The following is a 25,781-nucleotide window of genomic DNA, read 5'->3' on the forward strand; positions in this document are numbered from 1 at the left end:
TCACATGTTGCCTGCTAAAGCACCATAATTTTGTAACGTTTCATTTATAATCTTGTTTAACAATTCATAGACAATTTCGTAGTTCCCTGAACGATAAATAGCAGTGTAGAGTGAGTACTCAACAATTGAACTGGTTATCCGCCCAAGAATACTATTGGTAATTTCATTAACATTTTTAGGGGCCATTAAGACTAAAATTCGATTAATGGTCATCGGAACTTTATCACTACCTAAGACATCAATTGGTTGTTTTAAATCAACAATCGCAAAATATGGTTTGGCAATATCAGCTGACACTCCGTGGACCAATGCAATATTGGTATCTGGAATCCCAAAGGGCGTTTCTGTAAACCGTTTAACTAAGACATCAACGACATCTGCCTTACGGTCTATCCAAGCAATATTATTAATAATTGACTGAATGGTCCCCGTAAAATCAGTTGGATTAACTAATTCCTGCACATTGAAATCAGTGATAATTTGTTGTGATTGTTGCAAAAAGTCTTGAATGTTTAAATAACCTTGTTGTGGGTTATTTTGTTCATGGCGCCGATCCATTTTAGCGCGAACTTTACGAATTGCTTGGGCAATTTCACTAAAGTTACTAGCTTGAAAATCAGGATCAACTTTAATGTAATCACCACTAATGCGTTTTGTTGTAAAGACCAAATCATAATTTGCCGCCATTTGTTCATCAAAGTTACTCTGTTGAAGAATCTGAATTGATTCGATAAATGGGAACTGAGTCTGTAAGGTCCGTGCAAAGAATTCGGCCGATATCCGCCCCCGATCGGTGATTAAAGCTGCCCGCATTGGCAACACCACACTTGAACGTTCTAAAGTACTCGTAAAGTGTAAGGTTATAAAAGCGACCTCATCTAGTGGAAATTGTTTATTAAAAACTTTAGTTAACGCCTTATCAACAATTGCAAAGATCCGCGGGTGTTCGGCTTGAATGGATTGAATGAAGGTTGATTTCTCATCTTCAAACAATTGCGGCACGATGAAAATACTCCGTAAGTGAGCGTTTAATAGACTAAATAACGTATTATCCCGACCAAATTCAATATTCACTGCTGCTGACACTTCCGTGATCAATTGGCGAACTTTGTTAATGAAATCCGTATCATATTTTTCATCAAACAGTAAATTATCATTTTGTTGAAAATATAGGGAATCGGTGATTGATGCCAAGTATAGAATTTCTGGCAACTTAAATTGGTTTGCGGGTAAATGTTTAACAATACGCGTCACAAACTCTAAGGCTTCCTTACTTGGATGATTATCAATATCGGTTGGCATTGGCTTGCCCGATTCAATGCGAATCAGACTAGTAATAAAGAATAAGCGAATTAATGCCTGAGTTCGATCAGAAATATTGTGTAAATCTTCCGCATCAAAAGCAGCATTTATTAACGCAAATCGTTCGTAAGGTAATCGATTGACAAGCTTATTATCACTAAATGAAGCTGGCGTCATTTTAAGCGTTTCAATGGTTGTTAACCCTTTTTTCAAGGCAGAAACCATTAAAGAACGCTTTGTAAATTCACTGCCAATTATATGCAGCCCCTTTTCACGTGATAATTGAGCGCCGTTGCGACTAACATTTTGTTCAATAATTTTGAAATCCGCCGTTGCTGTTGGTTGTGATATTCCAAAAATCGTCATAATTTGTGTTAATGATGCTTGATCCATCAATAGTAAGATTAACTCAGCAACGTTCCGACTACTTTGCGTCCATTCAATTAATTTTTCAGCAGTTTTAAATGCTGCTAAATCCCCTTGTAATTGATACCCATTTTCTTTCTTTATTAGAAAGGCCCCATATTTAGGTAATGTCGTCTGTAAATTTTGTAAATCACGATAAAGTGTGCGACGACTCATTTTAGTGACATCTAATAAGTTTTTGACCGTTTGCGGACCACTTTGCAAAAGAACTTCAACTATTTTTTCTTCTCGTTCGGTTAGCCACATTTCTGCCACAAATCAATCCCCCCTAGTTATTATTTTTTTATTTTTTTTGCATACGTTTTACCATCTTGTCGTATTGCGTAGTAGTGATTAAGCTTGAAACAGCGACATTTTGCGCCCGTGGGGCATATTTAGCCACATTGTCAGCAAAATCTAGGGTCGTTACAACCATAATATTCGGTGCATTGTAACTACCTAATGCTTCAAATTGCACATCTGAAATTGGAATATGAATGTCATTTTTGTCAAAGATAGCTTGTAAGACCGCTTTACCCATCGTTGCTGAACCAATGTGGTTATCATCACGAGCAAAGACGACTTCATCAATAACATTTAAATCAACATCGCAATCAACTTCTTGTTTAGTTGCTTCTGTTGGCTTAGCAACTGGTGTCACTGTAGTACCGTGGTTCGCTTCATTTAACATGTTGACGATTTCATCATATTTAGGTGAATTCAAGAAGTTCGCTACTGCCACCCGAATTGAGCTTGGTGCTTTTGTAGCAGCTCGATCAGCTAATTCTTCTTGTGTTACGACTAAGGTGTCAGCACCATCGGTTAAATTACTAATTGCACGGTTAGTAACATCAATGCCTAACCCCGCTTTTTTAACTTTGTCACGTAAAATTGATGCTCCCATTGCGGATGAACCCATCCCAGCATCACATGCAAAGATAATGTGCTTAATATCCCCAATGTTACCAGTAATTGTCGTAGAAATAGTCGGTGCGGCTTGACCCTTGGCAACCGCTTTGGCATCAGCCATGTGAGCTTGGGCTTCAACTAATTGAGTATCATCAACTAATGATTTATCGCGTTTTAAAATTACGGCAGCTACTAAGAAACTAACGGCGGCGGCTACTAAAACTCCGGCCCAAACACTAAGCACATTGGTCAAACCAGCTGGAGCAGCGACTCCAGTAATTGAGATAATTGAACCAGGTGATGCGGGTGCTACCAATCCACTACCTAAGATGTTGTTAGTAAGTGTTCCTGATACCCCACCGGCAATAACGGCGAAGAATAAGGCAGGTTTCATCATAACGTATGGGAAGTAAATTTCGTGAATCCCACCGATAAATTGAATTAAGATTGCTCCAGGAGCAGTTGCTTTGGCACTTCCTTTACCAAAGAGCATAAAGGCAATTAAAATTCCTAAACCAGGACCTGGGTTAGCTTCAAGTAAGAAGAGTAATGATTTCCCAGCGGTCTTAGCTTGTTCAAGTCCAAGTGGCGTTAAGATTCCTTGGTTAATCGCATTGTTCAAGAAAAGAATTTTAGCTGGTTCAATAAAGACGTTGGCTAATGGAATCAAGTGAGTTGCAATTAAGAAGTCAACCCCTTTGGCCATAACTTGCGTTAATAAACTAACGAGTGGTCCGATTAACTTGTATGAGAATAAGGCTAAGAAGAAACCCACAAAACCGGCTGAGAAATTATTAACGAGCATTTCAAATCCCGCCTTGATATGTGGTTGGACATATTCATCAAATTTCTTCATCAACCATGCGCCAAGTGGACCAATAATCATCGCACCTAAGATCATTGGAATTCCTTGGGTATCTTGGGCAATTTGGATTGCTCCAAAAGCCCCGATTGCTCCAACAATTCCGCCCCGGTGTTCGTAAATATTTTTACCACCGGTATAGGCAATCATTAATGGAATGAGATAAGCGAGCATTGGCCCAACCAGATGGGCAAACCCTTTATTGGGGAAGAACCCAGCTGGAATAAAGAATGCGGTAAGCACCCCCCAGGCAATTAGTGCCGGAATATTGGGCATCACCATACTTGATAAGGCAGTACCTAGTCGTTGTACTTTAACCTTCAACGATGTTTTTTGTTTTACTTGCATAACAATTAATCCTTTCCAAAAAACTAATATAATTTAATTTATGAATTAATTGTAACCGCTTACATTATAACGCGTAATATAAATAATGGCACGAAAGTTTGTGACATCTTTTTAAACTTCACAAACAAGAACATTAATAGAACAACTTTAATTATTACCCACTTCACAATCTCGCTTGTGAAATATTTTTTATATCGTAATAATAATTTTTCGAGACATATATTATGTGTTACCTAACTATGTACACAAAAAAAGAGATTCCAACAGAATCTCTTTTAACAAGGAGTGTGTTTTATGACGATACCTAGTCAGCTATCCTAGCTAAGCCATAAAAACGTTTACTAAATAATGTCGCGGATAGATTGCGCGCTCATCAGCTTTATCACGCCTCACAAAGTCCTTATACGGGTGTACGGATTACAATCAAAGGTACTCGCATGATCATCAACAACCAATGATTGATGGATTACTGATTAAGTATTCAACTAATGGCCTTAACTCTTAGATTTTTATGGTCCAGAGATAGTTACATTTATTCACGGTCACCACCCAATACTTACAATAGACTTTCATTTGTTCTTAGCGTGAGGAAATCTATGCTTGCGTTCTTGTTCTTAGTATCATGCAAGTTTGAGGTGGCCGCAACTTGAAGGGTCGTGCTTTTAACAGTTAAGTGACCTTAATTTAGTTATAATACTTTTGTAAGCGCTTATCCAAGCGACAAATGTATTATATAATTACGGTGTAAAAGGAAATTGTATAAAAGAACCCGCTATTATAAAAAAAGAACATTAATTGTGAAGGAAACCATAAAAATGCAACACACGGTACTAAATAAATTAATTATCTTAAGTTCCGCCTTAAATTTTAAATATGAATTTTCAAGTAATTCACCTAAGTACTTAAAACAATACCTTGATCAAGCAACGTTACAAGGGGTTCAAACATTGCTTACCGATCCAGCGTTTACTGGAGTCGCATTAATTTTGAAAAACCAGTTGTTGATCGTTTGCCGCCAGGATACTTTCTTAACGTTAAAAATCGAATTATTACCTGATGACACGGCTCAGGATGGGATTAACACCCGCCAAATTTACTTTTATCGCGGCTTAATTGAAGACTGTTACCAACTTACTATGGCCAATTTTAAAATTATTAACTGTCGCCCTCAAAAATCAACCAACCTTGATACGATTCAACTCCCCTTTAATGCCAATTCAAGTCGTGCCCTATATAGTACCTTAATTACTAGTATGCAAAAAAATGATAAAGCGACGTGCTTACAACTGATTGCCTTAATGGTTAATTCTAATCGCCAAATCAGTAACCAACAAGCTGCGGCTTTACCAATTGCAGAAGTAACTAGTAAAAATTTATGTATTGCAATTTTAGCTATCTTAACCCAATTGGCCGTTTTGGCCGAATTTTCAGCTACCAAGGTGTATGAAATCAGTGAACAATATATCGTTAAGCTAACGACTTTAGACGTCCCGATTATGGATTACATTAGTAACTTTCTGGATGACATTCTCGTTATTCCTGAAGTTATTATGCGCAATGACATCTGTATGTTTAAACATATCGTCCAAACCAATATCTACCATAAAATTAGCATTACTGATATTGCTGAACAAATGGATATGTCACCTGTGCAGTTACGCCGCTTAGTTAAAACAGATCTAGATACTACCCCACTTGACTATATGAATGAACAAAAAATTGCGATGAGCCGCTATCTTTTGGTCCTTCACCCAACCTTACAAATTCTAGAACTAGCCGAAATGTTATGTTATTACGATTCAAGCCACTTTATCAAAGAATTCATGCGCTATACTGGGGTCACCCCGAAGCAATTTCGCCAGATTATCATGTAATTACTAGCATCGCCACTCTAAACCTTGAAAGTTAACCAGACTTTCAAGGTTTTTTGCTGCCTTCATAAAATTTAATTAAACAAAATTCTTAAATTTGTTGATTTTAACTTAATATAACTATCTTTTTTATTGATTTTCATAATCTTTTTAAGATATATTATATAATATTATTTATTTTTTAAAAAATACCTGATATAATATCTTTTAGTTTCTTTAAATAATATTTAATATATATAGCAAGGAGATTTAGATTTATGAAACGACGTAATATTGCCATTCTTAGCACATTAGGTGCCATTACTATCTTTATTGGGGGAACTTCTGTTGGTGCAGCTGCCTTCTCACAAAGTACTGAAGATGCCCAAGTAACAACTAACAACATTAACCGGATGATGGAATACAATGATAAATTGTACTCCGCCTACAAAAATGTTAAACAAGAGCTCTCAAATACAAAAGACGCCCTTGCTAGCTTAACTACTAACAACAACGAAGTTAAGGCGCAACTTGACCAAGCCCAACAAGCCACTCACAACCTACGTGACAAAACTGATAACCAAGCAATTCCACACTTTGCCTCACACCAACCAGATGCAAGTGACGTACCAGCAGCTGCTGATTCTTCAAGCGCTAACAAGTAATCGTTTACTAAAAAACAAGCCCAACCTTCAATTTTGAAAGTTGGGCTTGTTTTTTTTATTTATTTTTAAGCCAGTTCACTATTTCTTGGGCCGCGCGTTGTGCTTGCGGCAAGACACCAAATTGATCAATAAAAGCATGTTTTAATTGATCAAAAATGATGTACTGATCTCCCAAATCGCGTTGGTCCAATTGAGCCCATAATGCTTGGGCTTGAATCACCAGTGCATCAACTTCAGCAGAAATTAATAACGTGCTGGGGAGGACATCAACATTTGCTAACGGATTGAATTGCGCATTATCAAGCACAGCCTCTGTTTGTATCAAGTGTTGCTGCAGTTGTAATAACTGTTGCATGCTCGAAATCATCCCTTGCATAACATCCGGTTGCGTAGTCGCAAGACGAAATGCATTTACTTCGACAGGATATCGTTCGGGTTGGAGCGTTAATTGAGGATACAATAACACAGTTGCTGTAACAATATTTTGGAGCAAGGTTGCTAATTGGGCCGCTAAATAACCACCACTGCTATCCCCACCGAGGACAATTTGCTGATACTGATTTGCACCCGTAATTGTTGTAATTTCATGTTGTAACCAAGCTAACATCTCACTTAGCTTGGTTTCTGGTAACAATGGATAATCAATATTCACCACGAGCCACGTTGGTCCTAATTCTTGGGCGACATATTTGGTAAAATTCGCCGTTACTGCTCGTTTACCACCAATCAGGGCCCCACCATGTAGATAGAATAGGATATTAACTGGCTCTAAGGCGCTACTAACGTGATAGGACGTCATTACTAATTGGCCACTCGTGCGTTCAACTTCATCAATTAATTGTGAGGTCACATCTTGATTTTGTGAGCCCATTGTCAAACGAATATACTGCGCTAATTTTGCTAAATCACCAGTCGCATAAGCAACTTGCATGCCTTGTTGTTCAGCAATTGGTAATGGTTGGCGCGGTGGAATTAAGTCATACCAACTATCAATGGTGCCATTATCATCAGGCGTTGCAATATGCACACTCCCGTCCATCGCCGTTCGTGTCTCCAAAGCATGTAACCGATCAAAATACGCCGTTAATGTGGGTGAATATTCCGTCATCTGAAATCCTCCTATAGAACCAGGTTAAATTTAGCAACCGCTAGCATGGTCCTACCGCAATTAAGCATTAACATTATCTAAATACACCTCTATATTATGCGAAACTTCAGTTAATTGCCAGTAACTAATTTTGTTTAATTAATAATTAGACAGCTTAAAATCCGATACCAGTATCACCAACTCACCCCCTGCTGACGTGGTTTTGACTTTAGGGATATTGTACTGTGTGTACTATTACATTTTGAACTATTTTTAAACAAAAAATCGTTAGACCAGCATAATTACTGATCTAACGATTTTCGAGTTTAATTTTTCTACTTACTTACGTTTACGAATCACACCGTGCCAAAATTCTGTCAGTGACATGTTGGATTGCTTGTAATTACGATACAGAGCCCCTAAGTTTTCGGCCCAACCACCATTGACAATATAAGCACCGACTGCTAAGACAACTAGTGTCGCGATAACTTTTAACATATTTGATTCTCCTACTTATTAATAGTCATATAATAATTTTTGTTCTTCATCAAAAAAATATGCTTCCATACATCTAAAGCGAACGTCATCAACATCATTCACAAATGCGAACGATCTCGAACTGATTAATCTGACATACATCTAAAGCGACACGCAGAAAGGCAAGGTTGAAGCGCTTGATCTCGAACTGATTAATCTGACATACATCTAAAGCAACTAAGGTCTTTTTTCGTGGAGAAAAAATGATCTCGAGCTGATTAATCTGACATACATCTAAAGCCTAGACTACTTCTTACCACGAATCAAAACGGATCTCGAACTGATTAATCTGACATACATCTAAAGCATTACTAACCTCCTTGAACATGGTGTTGACGATCTCGAACTGATTAATCTGACATACATCTAAAGCTCAACTGGCAACGATAAAGTAACCTTCTTTGATCTCGAACTGATTAATCTGACATACATCTAAAGCGTACTACTACTAATTCAGCCATTCAGGCCAGATCTCGAACTGATTAATCTGACATACATCTAAAGCTCAACTGGCAACGATAAAGTAACCTTCTTTGATCTCGAACTGATTAATCTGACATACATCTAAAGCGAACCAATCAAAAAGCTACTCGGTAAGTTAGATCTCGAACTGATTAATCTGACATACATCTAAAGCACGTGAATACATTCAGGCGCTATCACTTTGGATCTCGAACTGATTAATCTGACATACATCTAAAGCATAAGCACCAATCACTTGAGCGTGACTATTGATCTCGAACTGATTAATCTGACATACATCTAAAGCCTTATCCTTAAAGTTTTCTATCGCGTCCACGATCTCGAACTGATTAATCTGACATACATCTAAAGCAACGCGTCAGTGCTGCTGAGGTGCTTAAAAGATCTCGAACTGATTAATCTGACATACATCTAAAGCGCATCAATTGAGTTGTTTCGAACTGACCAGGATCTCGAACTGATTAATCTGACATACATCTAAAGCTATCCGTACATGAAAGACGGTCAACAACGTGATCTCGAACTGATTAATCTGACATACATCTAAAGCGCTGCTAATTCAATTGATGATATCAAAAAGGATCTCGAACTGATTAATCTGACATACATCTAAAGCCAATTCAACCGTCCTAAATATGGCTTTGGAGATCTCGAACTGATTAATCTGACATACATCTAAAGCAGCAGCTTCGTATACATTCATATTGTTTTCGATCTCGAACTGATTAATCTGACATACATCTAAAGCAGCTAGACGAACTGTTTTACTGGCCCGTTCGATCTCGAACTGATTAATCTGACATACATCTAAAGCAACGTTGACAAGATTTCTAAACCAGCTCGTGATCTCGAACTGATTAATCTGACATACATCTAAAGCTCAAACCGTTTGGCACAGGACCACACATTGGATCTCGAACTGATTAATCTGACATACATCTAAAGCCAAACTGGTGCAGCATCAATTGGTAATGCAGATCTCGAACTGATTAATCTGACATACATCTAAAGCAATTGATTTACATGTGCAATTTAACGGACGGATCTCGAACTGATTAATCTGACATACATCTAAAGCATATTGTAAGCACTAATATATAATTTAGTCGATCTCGAACTGATTAATCTGACATACATCTAAAGCTTAGCGGCACTCATCATCTTTGAACCAGCAGATCTCGAACTGATTAATCTGACATACATCTAAAGCTATCGCTCATCATCAATTGGCTCTGCTTCAGATCTCGAACTGATTAATCTGACATACATCTAAAGCAATGATGAATTCAAGCAAATTTTAAGTGCAGATCTCGAACTGATTAATCTGACATACATCTAAAGCACAGTACATGGTATAGCCATTCAGCAATTAGATCTCGAACTGATTAATCTGACATACATCTAAAGCATCTGTGTTAATGCGTTTAATTCTATCCACGATCTCGAACTGATTAATCTGACATACATCTAAAGCTGCTAACAAATTAAGCATGAAGCCAAATTGGATCTCGAACTGATTAATCTGACATACATCTAAAGCGCTCAGATTGATATTTTCACGTTCAGCAAGGATCTCGAACTGATTAATCTGACATACATCTAAAGCCCGTGCTAATAATAGGTGTTAGCCCACTAAGATCTCGAACTGATTAATCTGACATACATCTAAAGCGGACCACATGTTCGTAACAAAAAGCCTAGAACATCACATAATCCTCATCAATGACATGAAATGCCTCTGTATCAAGGTATGCCGGTCGAACCCCTGTTTGCCGCAGTTCGAGAAAATTTAACTTTAATTCATTAATAGTAGTAATTAAGTCAAGTTGATCAGACTCACTTAAATACCGCCCGATATCGCAAACCACAAAGAGGCGATCATCCCCTAATTGACTTGCTGTTTCAATAATATATCTCATTATACCATTAGCTGAATGTGTTGTCGGCGGTAAAAGGACTAATTTACAATATTTAAATAGTTCGCCAATTGCCCATTCATCACTAATTTCAAATGGCAAATTACTCTCATCGATTTGCTCAATGACGATATCTTTTATTTGTTCATTTAGCCGAAATAACTCATTTTGACTCTCATCACTACAGTAATGTTGCAGCACTTGTCCAATTTTAGGAGCAAAAATTTTGCCATAATCATGTGGATTAACTAAATCACCTAACATTACGACAGTATTTTTAATTTTTTGCGGCTTATTATCCATTGAGTAGTACCCTTCAATGGTTTCATCGCCTTGGAGTAATTGTTGTAATTGCCAATATAGGTCAATATTTTCAATTACTAATCGGTTAAAGCCATTAACTAGTGGAATTGCCTCACATCCTGGCACCGTAATTAACCTCATATTACCACCACGCGATCAGGTTTATTACGAATATCTTCTGATGGTGCCCCGATTAGAAAATGCATACTGCTGAATTGGGCTTCAGTCACCACCAGTGTCTGAATCAATCCCGTATTGGGTAGCTTTTTAATTAGGCGTTCTTCCAATAACTCAGCGGCTTTGCGATTAAGCGTAATCCGCGTGTAAATCGATTCTTGCATCATAATAAAACCCTCGTTAATTAGAGCCTTGCGGAAAATTCGATAAGCCCGTCGCATTTGTGCCGTTTCAACTGGTAAATCAAACATTACTATTAAACGCATCACCCGATACCTCATATTTCTAACTTCCATTCTGGTAAGGTTGGTTGGTCATCCCCGCGATAATTTAAAAACTGTAAACTATCCCGTAAGACTTCACTGATTACTCCCGTTACTAAGGTTTCATGCCCTTTAAACCGAACATTAAAATTCAAGACATCAACTAATTCCAAGCGGCGCTCCGGCGAAAAATCTAATTCTGCACGCTTAATAAAGCGCCATGTCACACGGTCAATAATTGGCCGCAATGGTTCCATCATATCTGAAGCTAGATTCAAAGCATTTTCATAACTCTGATGATGAATGCCAAATTCTGTTAAGTAACCGGCGGCCTGAATTTCTCGGGCTGTAGCGGCTAAAATAATTTGATAGCCATAGTTTAAATGGGCGTTAATCGGATTACTATCATCGCGCCGTGAGAAACCTTTGCCGAATAGACGGGTGAAATATAGCCGTGCAACAACTGCTTCACGATTACTCGAATCACCGACTAGCACTTGTAAGATATGCGGCGTTAAGGCATCATCCTTGTCTAACCCTAATTCAGCCAAGACTTGTTGTTGTCCGAGCATTTTTAAGGTTATTAACCGTTGCCACAACTGTTCCTTGCGTGCTTGTGACCAATTAACTTGCTGTTCGAGATTCCGAACACGCTTATTATGACTGTAATAGCCGGCAATTTCACCTACCGGCAGATAATTCTCGTCACAGAAAATTATTCGGACATCATTTTTGATTAATTTTTGAACCACAAAGGACGTTAACACCGCTTGCGTACTTTCAATCAATAAAATATTAATGTCACTTAGTGGAATCTGATAGGTTTCATTAACGGTCTTAACAAGGACTTGACCAGCGGCAAATGAAACTTTTGAATGTTTGGTGATAATTAATGTGCGCCATCCCATTGCATTTTCTCCTAATTGATGTATTATATTATTCATAGGGATTGATCCCCCTAGCAAGATTAATTTTCGAACTGATTAATCTGACATACAGAATTAAAGTAACGCAAGGCTGCGGCCAAGCTTCCTAGAATGTTTACATTCGGTCTTAAGACCACTTACATAAAAAACAACCCCCGCAATTTAGTTTGCGGGGGTTGTTTTTGCTTAGATTAACTCTCGTAAACAAATTCGTTTTTCATAAAGTCCAGTTGGTGATTGATAGATAAATTCAGCATCATCTAATAATTTAATTCCACCATTCCCATTATCTTGCGTTTGTAAATTCGGCCAATCCTTTTCTTTTTTGAAATATTTTTTAATAGCCTTTCTAAAACCAGCATTATTTTGTAACACGTACATTAAATCAATTAAAAAGTCTTGTTGTACATTCACTTCTAAATCAATAAATTGTTCTCGTAATCCTTGAAGCCGTTGTAAATGTTCTGCATATATTGGCATCCGCTTTTGCACATGTTCATTAGTCATTGCATCAAACAATGTCAATAATTCCGTGCGTTCCACTCCCTCACTATTCAGGATATGCTTAACCTCATTGGCAAGACTTATTGGTAGCCACAAACTTTCAGCACTATGTCTAAACTCAGAAGTCGTTAAATAAACCAATTCACCATGATCAATCACTAATTGATCTAACTTGACGACTGGCATTAAAATCCGCGCGAAGTCTTTAACTTGCTTAATATCGCGAATATAGCGTTCAACCGTCATTTGACCAGATTCGATTAATTTATGGACACTCATGGGAATCTTAACTAAGACGTTTTTGGCATCTTTCTTACCTTCAACCCGGACCAGTGTCATATAGGCTGAATTTGAAGCAGAAAAACCACCATAGTATGCGGTCGCTTTATTACCTTTAACCGGAATTAAACTTCCCCGAGCTTTTACATCATTTTGGGGATTAGGGAATTGCGTTTCTTTGTACAACTGACCACTCCCAATCCGCGTTGGCCGAGTGAGTAAGATTTTCTTATATGCTAACACTTGACGTAAATAAGCTACGTCGGTGACATTATCAAACACAATCTCGCCATCCCCGTTAATACGTTTCTTAGCATCGTCTGAGAACATTGCATCAATCACAAAACCATAGGGCTTAATTTGACGGTGTGTATCGGCCGCTTGTTGGCGTAAGCGTGCTAAATATTGCTTAGCATACAAATTAAATTCATTCCCAGCATTATCACTTACCTTACCAGCTTGCATAATGCCGCGACGTTGCATGAATAACCCGACTGTCATCATCAATAATGAATCAAAAGCATGATGATAATCATTTACATCCCGATTCTTCATAATGCCGAGGCGCTTACGCATATCGCTCGTCATTTCTGCCCGTACCGCTTGGACCGTTGTCGTATAACTTGGGAACAGTTGCTTAGCTAAGACCGCCACATTTTTAATAATTTGGCGGGTTTCAACTAATTGCCGTGCAATAAAGTTAGGGGCTTGTTCCATCCAGTCTTGTTGGTGGGTTAAACGCTTAAGTTTCTTTTCGGTAATCAAATTGTGCTTAAAGGCTTGGTACCAGATACCTTGACAATTTTCAATAATGGCCCGATCAATAGTTCCATTACTCTTGCGATTATTGGCGGCCCGGTTAACTAAGACTCGGTTATCCAATGAATTATCCTTGGTAAAGGCTTGGGGAATAATATGATCAACGTCATAGTTGTGCAATTGATGCAACTTAAGTTCTTCCCCAGTATAGAAATCCAACCCCATTTGGGTGTAGTACAAGAAGATCCGATCATTTTGAATGGTTTCTTTGGTTTCTTCCTTGAATTCAGCAACAATCTTTTTAAACGTCTTTTTCAATTCCGGTGCATCGTACAAGCGTTTTAACGCATTATAGCGACTATTAGTTTGGCGCGACGCTTGGGTGTCACGAGCAAATTCCAAGAAAATGTTACTTGGTGCCTCACCACCCATGACTCGTTGAATGTCCAACAAAATATTAAATGATTGCTTAATAGCGCGTTTAATATCGCGTGGTCCAGCTAACTCAGCAATCAAATCATCAATTGACGTCTGTCCGGTTTGGGCCATATTTTCGGCTGTCAACCAATCTTGAACACCGTAGCAATCATCATTCATGATTTCCATCAAGTTGCTCCGGGACGTATACAATAAATCTAAAATCGATGATTTATTTAAATCTCTATTACTTGTCTTAATAAATGGAGTCTGCAATAGTTTAGCTGATAAGTTACCCCAACCAGTAAAGTGCTTACGGGCTAATTTGTTAACTTGTGCATCAGTTAAGTTTTTTAGTTGGTGTAATTGGCGGGTTAAGATTTCCGCGTCTTCAAAGACGGTTTGTAACGTCACAATTTCATCTAATGTTTGGGCATTATTGGGATCAGCTACAAATGCGGCACCCAAAATTTTCTTGAGGTAATGATATGAAGTGAGGTTAGCATTAAACTTATTTTCACTATTCGCTAAGCCCGATAATTCACCCTTAACACCATATTTACTCATTAAGAAAGCTGCGACATCGGTTAATTTAACTTTACTATTTTCCGTAAAGACTTCATCAAAGATGGCTTGTTTGAAACTAACATCCAGGCGCTTACCATCCAAACGAACATTATTCAGCTCTTGTAAGACATTGTACTTTTCATACGTGGGCGTGTGCTTAGCTAACGCGGGTTCGCCAAATAAATACGTATCAGTACTAATCATCGCATTAATGAACTTCTTAGCTGATTCGTCAGTATCTATAACTTGCTTAAAGTTCCATGGCGTAATCGTGGCATCCGTCTTACGAACCATCCAGTGATTAGCTTGGTCACGACCTTTAGCGTTTTGGCCAACAACCATTGGCCCCACGTAATATGGCACCCGAAACTTAAGTAAGCCCATTAATTTATTTTGCGCATCGCCATTTTCATCAACATATGTGGCTTTCAAAAATGGGTAATATTGACTTTGGTTAGCAATAATTCTAGCTAACTCTTCGGCGTGTAACTGAACTGGAATCGTGCCATTCGCTTTTGTCCGTTGCCGGGGTAAGAAATTATCACTATTGTCAGCAAGTTCAAAGCTAGCTAATACATCGGTTGGAATAATGCCATCAAGTGTTGCCAACATAGCTTTAAGCCCTTTAGCATGTTCATCCGGGTTATCACTTAATAGTTGTTTATAGGCAGCATTGACCGCAGCTTTATTTTCACGTGTACGGCCATGGGTTTTAATGTATGCCCAATTTTGCTTGTGCGTTTCATATCCGGCAACCATAGCGGCTGATAAAGATGATTGTCCTTTTAAAAGCATTTGTAAGGTTAACCCATCAAAGGCATCCTTTAAACTGTACAAGAAACTACTTAAATCGGCATCCCCTAACAAATCACTCACAAGGCTTAATTTGTCATCGATATCGACGTCATTCATGTTAAATTTCCAGAGCTTCGCTTCATCCCCGACTACTTCTTGTTCAAACAAATTCGCAGCATTAACATTTAAGCCGACTAAGGCACTAAAAATTTCTTTAGCGACTCGTTTATCGATATTTACAAATTCACGGGCAGCTTCCACGCGACCAGTACGACTCAGTTTAGTATCAACTAACCGTCCTACTAATTGCTCAGAATTATTAATCGTATATTCAGGATCAAGCAATTGTAAGGCATCCCCAAAAGCTTGTACATCAAAGACCGCCGCCAAATTTAATTTTGCGGTGCTCATCAAGAAATTCCCGCGATACTTCATCAGGTGGTGAATTGCCAAGTACACTTCACGCAAATCATGTTGGGTTGAATCTTGCATCAAGGCCGCGCGCAAGTGATAAATCGTTGGATATTTTTGGTAAAATGCCTTATCCGCGAGATTATTGCCAAATAATGATCCTTGATGCCAATTATCGTGATTCACAGCATCATCGGGATGAATCCATGAATATTGTAAACGGTGTAAAAATTCCGCATCACCAATTTGGGCTAACGCAGGGGCAAAGATTTCGTTTAGTAATCCTAAACGCCAGTGTCGCCGCGCTAAGCGTCGCCGCGTCGTTCGATAGGTCCGGCGTTGTGCTGCGGTATCAGCAGGTTCAAACAACCGTACCCCAATAAGATTTTTTCCTTTTTTACGCATCAAACGATTCTGATCATCAACTACCGACCATCCAACTGAACCAACCCCAATATCAAGACCAACATTGTACCCCATCGCAAACACTCCTTTTTATTGTTTTATAAGAAATAAATATATATTTATTTAATAAAATTATACTTTTATTTAGAATTAAAACAAACATTAATTAATATTAGTCGTTAATATTTTTAAAAGTTAGTGTCTTGTCCTGTTGTAACCAACTAAAAAATACCTCAATCGGATTTTTCAATTCAATCGAGGTCCTCGTAGATTGTTAATTAGCCATGATAGTCATGGTAGTCATTGAATTACTAATAAGTGACCAGATTAATTGGACAACGCTAAAATAAAAAAGCTCGCTGTCAAATGACAACGAGCCTTTGCTAATCAATTTTCAAGAGTTGCTTAGGTTTAGAAACGACAAATGTCGGCTCTTCAGCCAATAATTCCTTTTTACGATGCGTGCCCCAAGTTACTGCACAGGTCGCTACACCGGCAGATTTTCCCATTTGTAAATCAAAAATGGCATCCCCAATCATAACGGATTTACTTGGATCAAGCTGGTATTTCTTAATAAGGTACAATAAACCATCTGGGGCTGGTTTAAATTTTTTGACTTGGTCTGATCCCAAGACGGCTTTAAAGTACTGATCAATTTCTAATTGTTCTAAGTTACGTTGTAAGGCAGCTGAGTGCTTACTTGACACAACAAACAACTGCTTACCTTCTTCGTGTAACTGCTTTAAAACTTTACTGATGTGTGGAAATAACGTCAAATTACTATTTTCCATTTGCTTGTAATATGACCGAAAAATTGCCAATAGCTCATTGAATTCATAATCACTAAATTCAACTTCTGGGGCCATCTTTTTGAAAGATACTTCAATTGGCACACCCATAAAATAAGCGATGGTGTTTTCATCTGGGACGACTAAATCATAATCACGAAAGGCTGCTTGCGTGGCTACAATCGCCGTCTGGCCGGAGTCAGCCAAAGTCCCATCAAAATCAAAAAAATAATTGTCCATCATTTAATCTCCCTCTAGACTTTATTAATAATATACCAAACCCCTCTTAGCAAGACAAGTGGTTAATAGCCTACTGGTCTGGATCCTATTGCTATCATAACATGAATGCTACTGACTGATGTTTTTAGGATATGGGGCATATGCCATATTAAGGAAGAAAATTGTGACATCTTTTGGCATCATTTGACTAGCATCAGCTTTTAAAACGATCATTGTTTCGATAAACCCACCTGCTAATGCCGCTTCAAGGGAACCATTATCCCATTTAATTTGCTTCAATGCATCGGCATTCCCAATAATTGCGGCTTGACCATAGCTATTTAAAATAGCTTGTAAATTACGAATACTAAAGGCCGTTGCCTCCCGTGTCGGAATATATTCGTTTTCAGTTGTATGTTCAAAGGTATTAAATACACCTAAATTGACAATTGCCAAGTCACACCCATGTTGGCGCACTTCTTGATCGAGATACGCACAATTCTGATTAATACGCTTGCTGGGTACACAATTAATAAATTGATAAATCGCCCCAAATAACCGTGTTACAAAATCCGTTTGTGCCATCTCGACATACTTACTTGCATGGCCACCAATTAATAGTGGCACGGTCCCATTACCAACATTTTCCGTATAAATATTGGCCTGATCTTGAATTTCATAATAATTCAATAATTGATCAATCACCGGCATTGGTACGTAATTTGCTTGCACTTGCTTATCATCATATGCATGGCTAACATACGTATCATACCAACTTTGTAACGTTGTCATTAAATCATCATCAATTGTCAACATATCAATGCAATCGATACAACTTAACAATAAATCTGCCATCCCAACTTCAGCAACATCAAAGCTTGCTAAAAAATGGGATATTTTAATGAATAAATTATTTTCCGGATGTTGTTGACTTAACTTAGCTGCCATCATTTTAAGTTTAAGCATCATTTCATTAGGCGTTAAGCCTGCAAAAATATCGTCAAAAGTTACGGCGATGGTAATTGGAAAATTTTCCGGCCGAAATTGCCCTAAATATTCATTAATCATCAACATTGATAAATTCAAGCCCATGACTAACTTTCGTTGACGGCGACTATCCATTAAATATGGCGTCATAAATTGTTTATATAGTTGTTTATCAAGCATTTTTACACCTTTATTTTCTACTATTTTTATGCGGTATGCCGCCGCGACAAAAAATATCGTAACATTTTCTGTATCCTTGGTGTTATCAACAAACTCAAAGAAATAAAATTGTAATATAAAAATTTGATAACTGATTTATCCATTATTTTTGGCGAAAAAAAAACGAACTTAATTTAAGCTCGTTACATTTTATTATAGTGACGTTCCTTCGATAATTTCCGCTTTTATATGCACAATATCAGCAGGTAGATCATCATTTTTAATTTGGGCGACTAACATTTTGGCACTCATCCGACCCATTTCCATTGGATTTTGCCGGACTAAGGTTAAATCCGGATCCAAAATATTAATCATTGGGGTATCTGCAAACCCAACAATCCCAATTTGTTGGGGATATTTAACGTTTTTACGAATTTTCAAGCCAACTAATTGTAAAAGGAGTGGCTCCTTTAAGGCAACAATGGCCGTTTTAATTTGGCGATGATTAGTTAATTCACCAATGCGGTTGTGCACGGCATCCCCATCAAAGTGATTTTCATCAACTTCAATGATGTGGGTTATTAATCCGGCTGCTTCGACTTGCTCCTGAATTCCTTTAACTCGTAGTTGCCGAGATGTCGTTGCAGCAACCGTTTCAGTTAAAATAATGACTTCCTCATACCCTTTATCGACAATTAATTGCCCTAATTGTTGACTAATCTCTTCATTATTTGATTCAATTACCGGCCAGTATGGTTCATCAAAGTGCCGATCTAAAATCATTACTGGTAAGCCTAAGTCTTTAAGTGCTGTAAAATCATGTAATTTATTTTGAACAGGTTGCACTAACAAGCCCGCTAATTGTCGATTGCGCATTTCAGTGAGTAATTGCTGTTCACGATCAACATCACCATTACTATTTATCAATACTAATTCGTACCCAACACTAAATAAATATTCTTCTGCCCCTTTATAGAGCTCAACTGAAAAGCTATCATCCACATTAGCCACCATTATTCCAATTGTGCTGGATGTCTTTTGCTTTAAATTCTGCGCTACTTTATTGGGTACGTAATTATTTTCTTTAATAATACGCCCAATTCGTTCGGCCGTTTCTGCTGACATTCGATTTAAATGCCCATGTAAATACCGCGAAACGGTCGCAATCGAGACATCTGCTAAATTAGCAATATCTTGGATTGTAACTGGGGCATTCGGAATTTTATTGTATTCGTTATCAGGCATAGGCTTACTCACATTTCATATGGACAAATTTTGCCACAGCGCATTCGTTAGTAACCATTACTCATGATGTTTATTGATACGCTATGCTAGTTAGCTCCTATTATAGGTTATTTTACAATTAAATACATATAAATCCCTTGTTTTTTTGAAAAATATTTACGTTTATTTTATTTTTTCTATGTAAATTTGCTTAAAAAGCCACATAAATCAGCTAAAATTTTAGTTTAAGTAGCTAAATTCAGCTTTCGGATACTTTAAAAGTAATTTTTAATAGCAAAAAACGCTAAATAATCAGTCTCTAAACTTTCCAACATATTCAGCGTTTTTTATATCTATTATTAATGTTTACTTACTATAATCTACGCTACTCATCAATTCGTAAACCTGCCTCACTGGCACTCACTAAGGCTTTAGCCAAGCTCTCCGTATTTAAATAACCATTAATATCATGGCGCCAAGCAATTGCTAATAGTCCGCTAATATTACCACCCGCCATCACGGTTATATCAGCATTTGGTAAGCCTTTAGCCAACACTGCCTGGCGAAATGGAATGCCACCAACAATATCACAAAAGAAGACCGTTCGTAGATCATGCTTTAATAAAATATGAAAACGATGAGCTAATGCTTTGGCATCCATTGGTGCAACGTAGTCAACGACTTGAATATGCACTAAGTCACCTGCAATTGCTTTAGCACTACTAACGATACCACTAGCAAAATTTCCGTATCCGGTCACAATTATTTGCATTTTTCACTTCTCCTCGCTTTAAATTTTTAATTACTCATTAAACCTATTGCTTTAAGGGAATTATCTTAAAGATTAAGATCATCACAAAGCCAATAATACCAGCTAAGGCAACTCCACTACCAACTTGAGCAAAAATCCCATGTGCCCATGGTCCGTGCCAGAGGCTATTGTCCGTCGTTAACATCCCCACAATGACCGCAAGGCCCCATGCAATAATTCCCTCCCAGTGATAGTGTTCATCGCTTGTCAAGGAAATGGCATGTTCGTCATAGCCGGTCCGATGATTTAAGAGGTAATCAGCTAAAAACACGCCAAACCAACTGAAAATTATCATTCCCAATGTACTTAACCACACTCGCAACTCAATAAAAAAATTAATAGGTAAAGTAATGATGACCGCGGAACATACCCCCAATATAATAAAGTGTCCCAGCTTCAATTGTATGTTACTAACCTGTACTTGTTGCCCAAGTGGCGCTGCTAAATGGACTGCATGGTGAAACGCTCGCATCGCATGTAAACATAAAATAACGGCCGCAACAACGTAATATAAATTATTAAGCCAACCTGGTAGTAATCGATAAATTGCCATAAATGGTAGCTGTTTATCAATTAACCCTGGTATCCCATAACCTAATAAAATCCCGACTATAATTAGCAAATATGTTGGCAAACTTCCACCAATTAAAGTCGCTACTAAGGTGCTATTTCGATAAGCCCCTTTTTTGATCCTTTGTCCCCAGTTACCAGCTTCCATGGTACTAATCAGACTAGTTGCCACCGTTGCTAACATCACCGCCGGCACCCAATTGATTAGCCAATCAGTACTTGTCGTTTGCATAATCGCGTGCCAATTGATGACACTAAATCCAAAAGCAGCCACAACTAGACTCAAAATAATAAATAAGCCATGTAACCAAACCCGAATATCGTGATTCCAATTTTCTCCACGCCACATTAATAAGCCAACTAGGGCTAATGTGATAATCGTACCGGTTCCTAGTCCCCATGGATTAGCAGCCATACTCCCACGGGTAATAATTGCGGTAATTAGCCAACAACACAGCATAACTTGGATTATTCCCCATCCAAAAGCATTAACCCACGCAAAAAAATTTGAAACCCGATTACCAAATATCCCAAAAGTTGCTCGACTCATAGTTAAGCTAGCCAGGCCTGTTTTTTGACCAAGTGCGGCCATCCACGCTGGTATAACAAAGCCAAAAGAACTAATCACTGCGCCTAATAATACTTGCAGAAAGGATAGATGATAACCGGTAATCAATATCCCAATCACAATCCCCATTATGCCAACTTTTGCCATCACAATTTGATAAGCTAAATCTTCCGGAACGGTTTCACGTTGTAGTTCTGCAGCTTGATTAACAGCGCTACTGTTACTGTGCTCATTCATCTTGTAACCTCCTTTTTATGACTTACGGTTGCTGACTTGTGCGCATTGATTGAAACGTCAACATCTGTTGGCCAATGCCTTTTAAATCTTGCGGTGGATTTTGCCGATCAATTAAACTACACCAATCCTTAGGAATTGATTGCCAACCATTTTTAGCCCCACAAATAGCAGTTGCTAACGCACCAATCATATCGGTATCACCACCAATATTGGCACACAGCACTGCACACTTTTTAACATCGCGCGTATAATATGCAATTACTAAGGCAGCCGCGACACTTTCACTAACTAACTCACCTGTACCAACTAATTCATAAATTGCACGTCCAAAGCCAGTTGGCTGCTCTTTAAACTGTTTGGCAATATGCACCCCCAACCGTACCCGTTGCTTTACACGGGCGGAATATGTTGGTGCGCCAAGACTTTCCCCCAATTCACTAATCACTAACGCAAATTCAATTATTTGCTCCCAATCGTAATCCGCAACTGCGGCAGCAACTGCACCGGCAATTAGGCCGCCACCAGCAATTGTTACGTCAGTTTCATGTGTTATTTTTGAAACTTGATACACCATTTCAACTAAGGCCATTTTTTCAGCCGGTGTATATAATGCCCCAATTAATGGCATCCGACCAACTGCACCATTATCCATCGCTGTTTGGGTTATTCGCGTAATATCTTTATCACCCGCAAATAGCCGTAACGCTGTTTTACTTGTTTCATCAAGGGTTGCTTTCTCATATGCTTTAATCCGCCGTGCCCAGTCTAAAAGATGTTGCGCCACCTGGACTTGATCATATTCCCAATGAGTAGCATGTAGCGTTTGAATTACGACTAAGGCTTGTTGTAAGCCAACGGTATACTGCCCCCGATGATAATCTTTGACACGCATATTAGTTAGCGGGCCATCCATGAAATCAGTAATCGGTAACGGAAATTCTTTTAGGATTCGTTCACGTGACCATCCTGTTGTGGGCATAGCCATCGCGCTACCGACGGCTTGTCCATACAAAGTGCCTAACATTTTATCTAAATTACGCATTGTGCCAACCTCCATTAATATATTTCAATTTTTCAAAATATCTCTTCCTACTTGTAGCGTAGGCGTAATTATGATAATCGCCAAGGCCTGATTTTTATCACAATTAAACAAGCAAATATTCTTAAACGAAAAGCCCCGCTTTGTTGAAGAATATTTTTACTAAACTTGACTTCCCCCTTTAGAATGGCTAATCTGAGGGTGCGCAAACGATTGCGCAGCCAATTCAGCTTAAGAAAGGATTCGCAATGACAAAAATTAACTATTCAATTAATGATATTGCCACTTTGGCTGGCGTTGCACCAAGTACCGTTTCGCGTGTCATCAATCACCAAGGTCGAATTTCGACTACAACTCGCCAACGTGTTTTGGCCGTCATTGCGGATTTAGATTATCAAATTAATCCCATTGCCCGTAGTTTGCGGCAACAAAAATCCCAAACAATCGCAGTCCTCTATGCAACTGATACGGCAGCAACCATGCAACCACTATTAGCCGCGTTAATTAAGCAAGCAACGGCCAATAACCGTTTGGTAGCAAGTTGTCCCATCATCCATCCAGATCAACTTGCAGCTATAATTGCCCTCATAACCCGAGAAGCAATTACGAATCTCATCGTTTATGATTATCAGCCTAAGTGGCTTGGTGATCTTTTGGTTTTTGCCCAAAATAATACAGTCATTTGGATTGATGGTCCCCAGGCCACATCCCCAAATATCATTAATATTCGTTCTAATCTATCAAGCACCATCACCCAGTTAACCCATCGGGCCTACCAACATGGGTTATTCCCCGTCCTGTTACTATCTGCACAGGTTGCACACGAGCAAGCGGCTCAAATTACACCGGCCTTTGTCTTGGCCAATTATGCATCACCACCACGAATTCTTAATATCACGACCAACATCCATGAATTACAAAAACAAGTGCGCAATATTCAAATCCAAGTCGGCAAGCCCTTATTATTAATCTGCCAAACACCGCCTGCATTTATGATTAACTATCCCCACCACATACAATGGGCCTACTGGACCGAGTTTGCTTGCCATGAAACTGCAACCACCATCCATCTCGACTATCAAATGGTGGCTGCGCAAATATTACAGCTAATCAACCAGCCTACCAATACTACTAACGTTAGCCAGTTCACCAATTTAATTCTCGATATGCACTTTGACCATTAAATCTACGGTAAATTGGATGCTAACGAGAAATATGCTAAATAAACCCCTTGAAGGATTTCATCTTCAAGGGGTTTATTGTTTTATTTTGATATATCTGCCTTTTGGCACTTTTTTAACTTACTGTTTTGCTTGTTTAACTTAACCTAAGTATTCATTATCAGTATGTGCAACAACGTGGTGATACAACTCGCGCATTACAAAATAGATTAGTGCCGTTAAGAAGAATGAAAAGACAACATCTGACATGAAATGAGCACCAATGATAACACGGCTAAGCCCCATGATTGCACCATAAGCAATTCCCATGGTCCAGACATATTTACGCTTAGTTTCACTAACAAACCATGATAAGACAATAAACGTTGTTCCAGCCATTGTATGCCCTGATGGAAATGATTTATGCCCGTTTGGCCCATTTGGGTGCAACCACGATGTGAAATCAGATTGTGCTTTATTCAATTCATATGGTCGTACGCGGCCCCAGTATTCTTTCATGGCTCCATTAACTTGTAAAGCAAACCAGACAGCTAAACTAGCGAAAACCGCGACAAGTAAGAGTTGTTCAATTTGCCGATTCGTTTTTGTTCGTAACCAAAGTTGTAGTAAAAGAGTGATGACCAAATAAATAATCATCCAAAGGATAAACATTGTGAGAGCACTTAAACCTTTCGTTGCTGCATCACTATTGGCCAACCCAATTGGTTTATGTTCTGCTAAATTAGTGGCCCATGAAACGCCATAACTAACAGCTTCTTTAAGATACTGCCGTAACTGCCATAATGATAAACCTAAGCCACCAATAAATGTTGGGATTGCAAATAATTTATTGTCAAAATTCCGCACCGCATAATGCATTGCGATTTGACCAGAAATAATAAAAACCAAAGCCAATGGAAATTCACCAAATGACTGAAAGGTAGCACCAAAAATATTATTGTAATCAATTAACGTATTACTGATTGCTAAATCACCAAAAGTAGCCACCGCCATCAAAATTACAAAAATAATTGCTGCCCCTAGAAATAACTTACGTTTATTAGTATCCGACATAATATGTCTCCTTTCGTATGATTTAAACTTAACATTAAAATAATTAATTATCGTATAAGAATTGTAAAAAATAGTTACTTTATTGTAAAAAGAGTTTAATTATTTGCTTTACCATCATAAACGTGAATTATATGACATTCGATAATTTCAAATTAGTATTTCCTATCCACATGCTTGTAAGTATATATACGCAAAAAAAGCTGTGACAGAAGTCGGGCGATATCGAGAAATACACTAAAAATCCTCTATGAAGAAAATTCTTCATAGAGGATTTTGTCGTATTTCGAATATATCGGACTTCTGGAGCGCGCTTTGGTAGCAATTTAGTACTTGAAAAGAGTTATGTCACAACCCCTTGTTCATCCATACCTATTCACGGCAATAATCCAGTTATTGTGCAACTAAGAACTGTTCAAAAAAACTATCAACAAGCGCTGGCAAATAATCTAGCGCCCGTTCTAATTCATTAAACGAAACCCACTGCGTAGTATGAGCCGACGTGTTATCGGTCAGTATTGGTTGCACCGCTTGATAATTCACAATGAAACAAATTTGCGGATTACCTTGATAATCAAATTCACCTAAGCACTTGATAGCTTGGGTTGCCACAGTTAGACCTAATTCCATTTGAATTTTTGAACAGAAATTAATTATGTATAAATGGTGTCGCCGTCAAGTTAAATTGAGCCAAAAATAGTCAATAAAGTTGAGCCACATTGATCTAAAACGGTCAATAAAATTGAGCCGTTTCTTCCTTTTTAATTTTTAAATATTG

The 25,781-nt window shown here is 38.2% G+C and carries 19 protein-coding genes and 1 CRISPR repeat array; of the genes, 3 read left to right on the forward strand and 16 right to left on the reverse strand.

Annotated elements, in window-relative coordinates; translation table 11 throughout:
* Both LQZ76_RS04120 and LQZ76_RS04125 read right to left on the reverse strand, forming a co-directional pair.
* Positions 1-1,974, reverse strand: a complete 1,974-nt coding sequence (locus tag LQZ76_RS04120; RefSeq protein WP_230098518.1) for a BglG family transcription antiterminator — start codon at positions 1,972-1,974, stop codon at positions 1-3.
* Between the two features lie 37 nt (positions 1,975-2,011).
* Entirely contained in the window at positions 2,012-3,826 is a 1,815-nt protein-coding gene (locus LQZ76_RS04125) for a PTS mannitol transporter subunit IIBC (RefSeq protein WP_230098498.1), read from the reverse strand.
* Between the two features lie 815 nt (positions 3,827-4,641).
* On the opposite strand from LQZ76_RS04125, the gene LQZ76_RS04130 reads away from it, so the two are divergent.
* On the forward strand, positions 4,642-5,700 hold the full coding sequence (locus LQZ76_RS04130) for an AraC family transcriptional regulator (RefSeq protein ID WP_230098499.1): 1,059 nt from the start codon (positions 4,642-4,644) through the stop codon (positions 5,698-5,700).
* A 254-nt stretch (positions 5,701-5,954) separates the two neighbouring features.
* Positions 5,955-6,341 carry a hypothetical protein gene (locus tag LQZ76_RS04135; RefSeq protein WP_230098500.1) on the forward strand — a complete coding sequence of 129 codons (387 nt, stop codon included), beginning with the start codon at positions 5,955-5,957 and terminating at the stop codon, positions 6,339-6,341.
* A 55-nt stretch (positions 6,342-6,396) separates the two neighbouring features.
* On the opposite strand, the gene LQZ76_RS04140 is transcribed toward LQZ76_RS04135, so the two are convergent.
* The 12 genes from LQZ76_RS04140 to LQZ76_RS04195 form a co-directional block, all read right to left on the reverse strand.
* Complete coding sequence (locus tag LQZ76_RS04140; protein WP_230098501.1) at positions 6,397-7,449, reverse strand: alpha/beta hydrolase; 1,053 nt, start codon at positions 7,447-7,449, stop codon at positions 6,397-6,399.
* A gap of 318 nt (positions 7,450-7,767) precedes the next feature.
* Positions 7,768-7,926, reverse strand: a complete 159-nt coding sequence (locus LQZ76_RS04145; protein ID WP_230098502.1) for a hypothetical protein — start codon at positions 7,924-7,926, stop codon at positions 7,768-7,770.
* A 112-nt stretch (positions 7,927-8,038) separates the two neighbouring features.
* Positions 8,039-10,120: direct repeats of the CRISPR family, unit length 36 nt; unit sequence GATCTCGAACTGATTAATCTGACATACATCTAAAGC.
* 25 nt (positions 10,121-10,145) lie between these two features.
* Positions 10,146-10,793: a type II-A CRISPR-associated protein Csn2 gene (csn2, locus tag LQZ76_RS04150; protein ID WP_230098503.1), complete on the reverse strand. Its 648-nt coding sequence runs from the start codon at positions 10,791-10,793 to the stop codon at positions 10,146-10,148.
* 11 nt (positions 10,794-10,804) lie between these two features.
* Positions 10,805-11,110, reverse strand: a complete 306-nt coding sequence (gene cas2 / locus LQZ76_RS04155; RefSeq protein ID WP_230098504.1) for a CRISPR-associated endonuclease Cas2 — start codon at positions 11,108-11,110, stop codon at positions 10,805-10,807.
* 11 nt (positions 11,111-11,121) lie between these two features.
* Positions 11,122-12,051 carry a type II CRISPR-associated endonuclease Cas1 gene (gene cas1 / locus LQZ76_RS04160; RefSeq protein ID WP_230098505.1) on the reverse strand — a complete coding sequence of 310 codons (930 nt, stop codon included), beginning with the start codon at positions 12,049-12,051 and terminating at the stop codon, positions 11,122-11,124.
* Positions 12,052-12,219: 168 nt separating this feature from the next.
* Positions 12,220-16,245 (reverse strand): type II CRISPR RNA-guided endonuclease Cas9, encoded by a 4,026-nt coding sequence (gene cas9 / locus LQZ76_RS04165; protein WP_230098506.1) that lies wholly within the window; start codon positions 16,243-16,245, stop codon positions 12,220-12,222.
* Between the two features lie 308 nt (positions 16,246-16,553).
* A complete protein-coding gene (locus tag LQZ76_RS04170; RefSeq protein WP_230098507.1) occupies positions 16,554-17,198 on the reverse strand; it encodes an HAD family hydrolase in 645 nt (214 codons plus the stop codon).
* 108 nt (positions 17,199-17,306) lie between these two features.
* Complete coding sequence (locus LQZ76_RS04175; protein ID WP_230098508.1) at positions 17,307-18,344, reverse strand: hypothetical protein; 1,038 nt, start codon at positions 18,342-18,344, stop codon at positions 17,307-17,309.
* A 192-nt stretch (positions 18,345-18,536) separates the two neighbouring features.
* The gene (locus LQZ76_RS04180) at positions 18,537-19,568 is read right to left on the reverse strand and encodes a LacI family DNA-binding transcriptional regulator (RefSeq protein WP_230098509.1); all 1,032 of its coding nucleotides are present in this window, start codon (positions 19,566-19,568) and stop codon (positions 18,537-18,539) included.
* 364 nt (positions 19,569-19,932) lie between these two features.
* Positions 19,933-20,319: a PTS sugar transporter subunit IIA domain-containing protein gene (locus LQZ76_RS04185; protein WP_230098510.1), complete on the reverse strand. Its 387-nt coding sequence runs from the start codon at positions 20,317-20,319 to the stop codon at positions 19,933-19,935.
* Between the two features lie 43 nt (positions 20,320-20,362).
* On the reverse strand, positions 20,363-21,733 hold the full coding sequence (locus LQZ76_RS04190) for a cytosine permease (RefSeq protein WP_230098511.1): 1,371 nt from the start codon (positions 21,731-21,733) through the stop codon (positions 20,363-20,365).
* Between the two features lie 22 nt (positions 21,734-21,755).
* Positions 21,756-22,775: an ADP-ribosylglycohydrolase family protein gene (locus LQZ76_RS04195; RefSeq protein WP_230098512.1), complete on the reverse strand. Its 1,020-nt coding sequence runs from the start codon at positions 22,773-22,775 to the stop codon at positions 21,756-21,758.
* A gap of 245 nt (positions 22,776-23,020) precedes the next feature.
* Here LQZ76_RS04195 and LQZ76_RS04200 point away from each other — a divergent pair, with 245 nt between their 5' ends.
* Complete coding sequence (locus tag LQZ76_RS04200; RefSeq protein WP_230098513.1) at positions 23,021-23,956, forward strand: LacI family DNA-binding transcriptional regulator; 936 nt, start codon at positions 23,021-23,023, stop codon at positions 23,954-23,956.
* Positions 23,957-24,094: 138 nt separating this feature from the next.
* Here the strand turns inward: LQZ76_RS04200 and LQZ76_RS04205 are convergent, their stop codons facing one another.
* Both LQZ76_RS04205 and LQZ76_RS04210 read right to left on the reverse strand, forming a co-directional pair.
* Positions 24,095-25,006 (reverse strand): phosphatase PAP2 family protein, encoded by a 912-nt coding sequence (locus tag LQZ76_RS04205; protein ID WP_230098514.1) that lies wholly within the window; start codon positions 25,004-25,006, stop codon positions 24,095-24,097.
* Positions 25,007-25,396: 390 nt separating this feature from the next.
* Positions 25,397-25,633, reverse strand: a complete 237-nt coding sequence (locus LQZ76_RS04210) for a hypothetical protein (RefSeq protein ID WP_230098515.1) — start codon at positions 25,631-25,633, stop codon at positions 25,397-25,399.
* Positions 25,634-25,781: the final 148 nt, after the last annotated feature.

The sequence above is a fragment of the Periweissella ghanensis genome, assembly GCF_918814755.1.
In the GTDB taxonomy this organism is placed as follows: domain Bacteria; phylum Bacillota; class Bacilli; order Lactobacillales; family Lactobacillaceae; genus Periweissella; species Periweissella ghanensis.

Coding starts and splice junctions, on each gene's coding strand:
- LQZ76_RS04120 (WP_230098518.1), bottom strand. CDS start 1,974: ATGTGGCTAACCGAACGAGAAGAAAAAATAGTTGAAGTTCTTTTGCAA.
- LQZ76_RS04125 (WP_230098498.1), bottom strand. CDS start 3,826: ATGCAAGTAAAACAAAAAACATCGTTGAAGGTTAAAGTACAACGACTA.
- LQZ76_RS04130 (WP_230098499.1), top strand. CDS start 4,642: ATGCAACACACGGTACTAAATAAATTAATTATCTTAAGTTCCGCCTTA.
- LQZ76_RS04135 (WP_230098500.1), top strand. CDS start 5,955: ATGAAACGACGTAATATTGCCATTCTTAGCACATTAGGTGCCATTACT.
- LQZ76_RS04140 (WP_230098501.1), bottom strand. CDS start 7,449: ATGACGGAATATTCACCCACATTAACGGCGTATTTTGATCGGTTACAT.
- LQZ76_RS04145 (WP_230098502.1), bottom strand. CDS start 7,926: ATGTTAAAAGTTATCGCGACACTAGTTGTCTTAGCAGTCGGTGCTTAT.
- cas2 (WP_230098504.1), bottom strand. CDS start 11,110: ATGCGTTTAATAGTAATGTTTGATTTACCAGTTGAAACGGCACAAATG.
- cas1 (WP_230098505.1), bottom strand. CDS start 12,051: ATGAATAATATAATACATCAATTAGGAGAAAATGCAATGGGATGGCGC.
- cas9 (WP_230098506.1), bottom strand. CDS start 16,245: ATGGGGTACAATGTTGGTCTTGATATTGGGGTTGGTTCAGTTGGATGG.
- LQZ76_RS04170 (WP_230098507.1), bottom strand. CDS start 17,198: ATGGACAATTATTTTTTTGATTTTGATGGGACTTTGGCTGACTCCGGC.
- LQZ76_RS04175 (WP_230098508.1), bottom strand. CDS start 18,344: ATGCTTGATAAACAACTATATAAACAATTTATGACGCCATATTTAATG.
- LQZ76_RS04180 (WP_230098509.1), bottom strand. CDS start 19,568: ATGCCTGATAACGAATACAATAAAATTCCGAATGCCCCAGTTACAATC.
- LQZ76_RS04185 (WP_230098510.1), bottom strand. CDS start 20,319: ATGCAAATAATTGTGACCGGATACGGAAATTTTGCTAGTGGTATCGTT.
- LQZ76_RS04190 (WP_230098511.1), bottom strand. CDS start 21,733: ATGAATGAGCACAGTAACAGTAGCGCTGTTAATCAAGCTGCAGAACTA.
- LQZ76_RS04195 (WP_230098512.1), bottom strand. CDS start 22,775: ATGCGTAATTTAGATAAAATGTTAGGCACTTTGTATGGACAAGCCGTC.
- LQZ76_RS04200 (WP_230098513.1), top strand. CDS start 23,021: ATGACAAAAATTAACTATTCAATTAATGATATTGCCACTTTGGCTGGC.
- LQZ76_RS04205 (WP_230098514.1), bottom strand. CDS start 25,006: ATGTCGGATACTAATAAACGTAAGTTATTTCTAGGGGCAGCAATTATT.
- LQZ76_RS04210 (WP_230098515.1), bottom strand. CDS start 25,633: ATGGAATTAGGTCTAACTGTGGCAACCCAAGCTATCAAGTGCTTAGGT.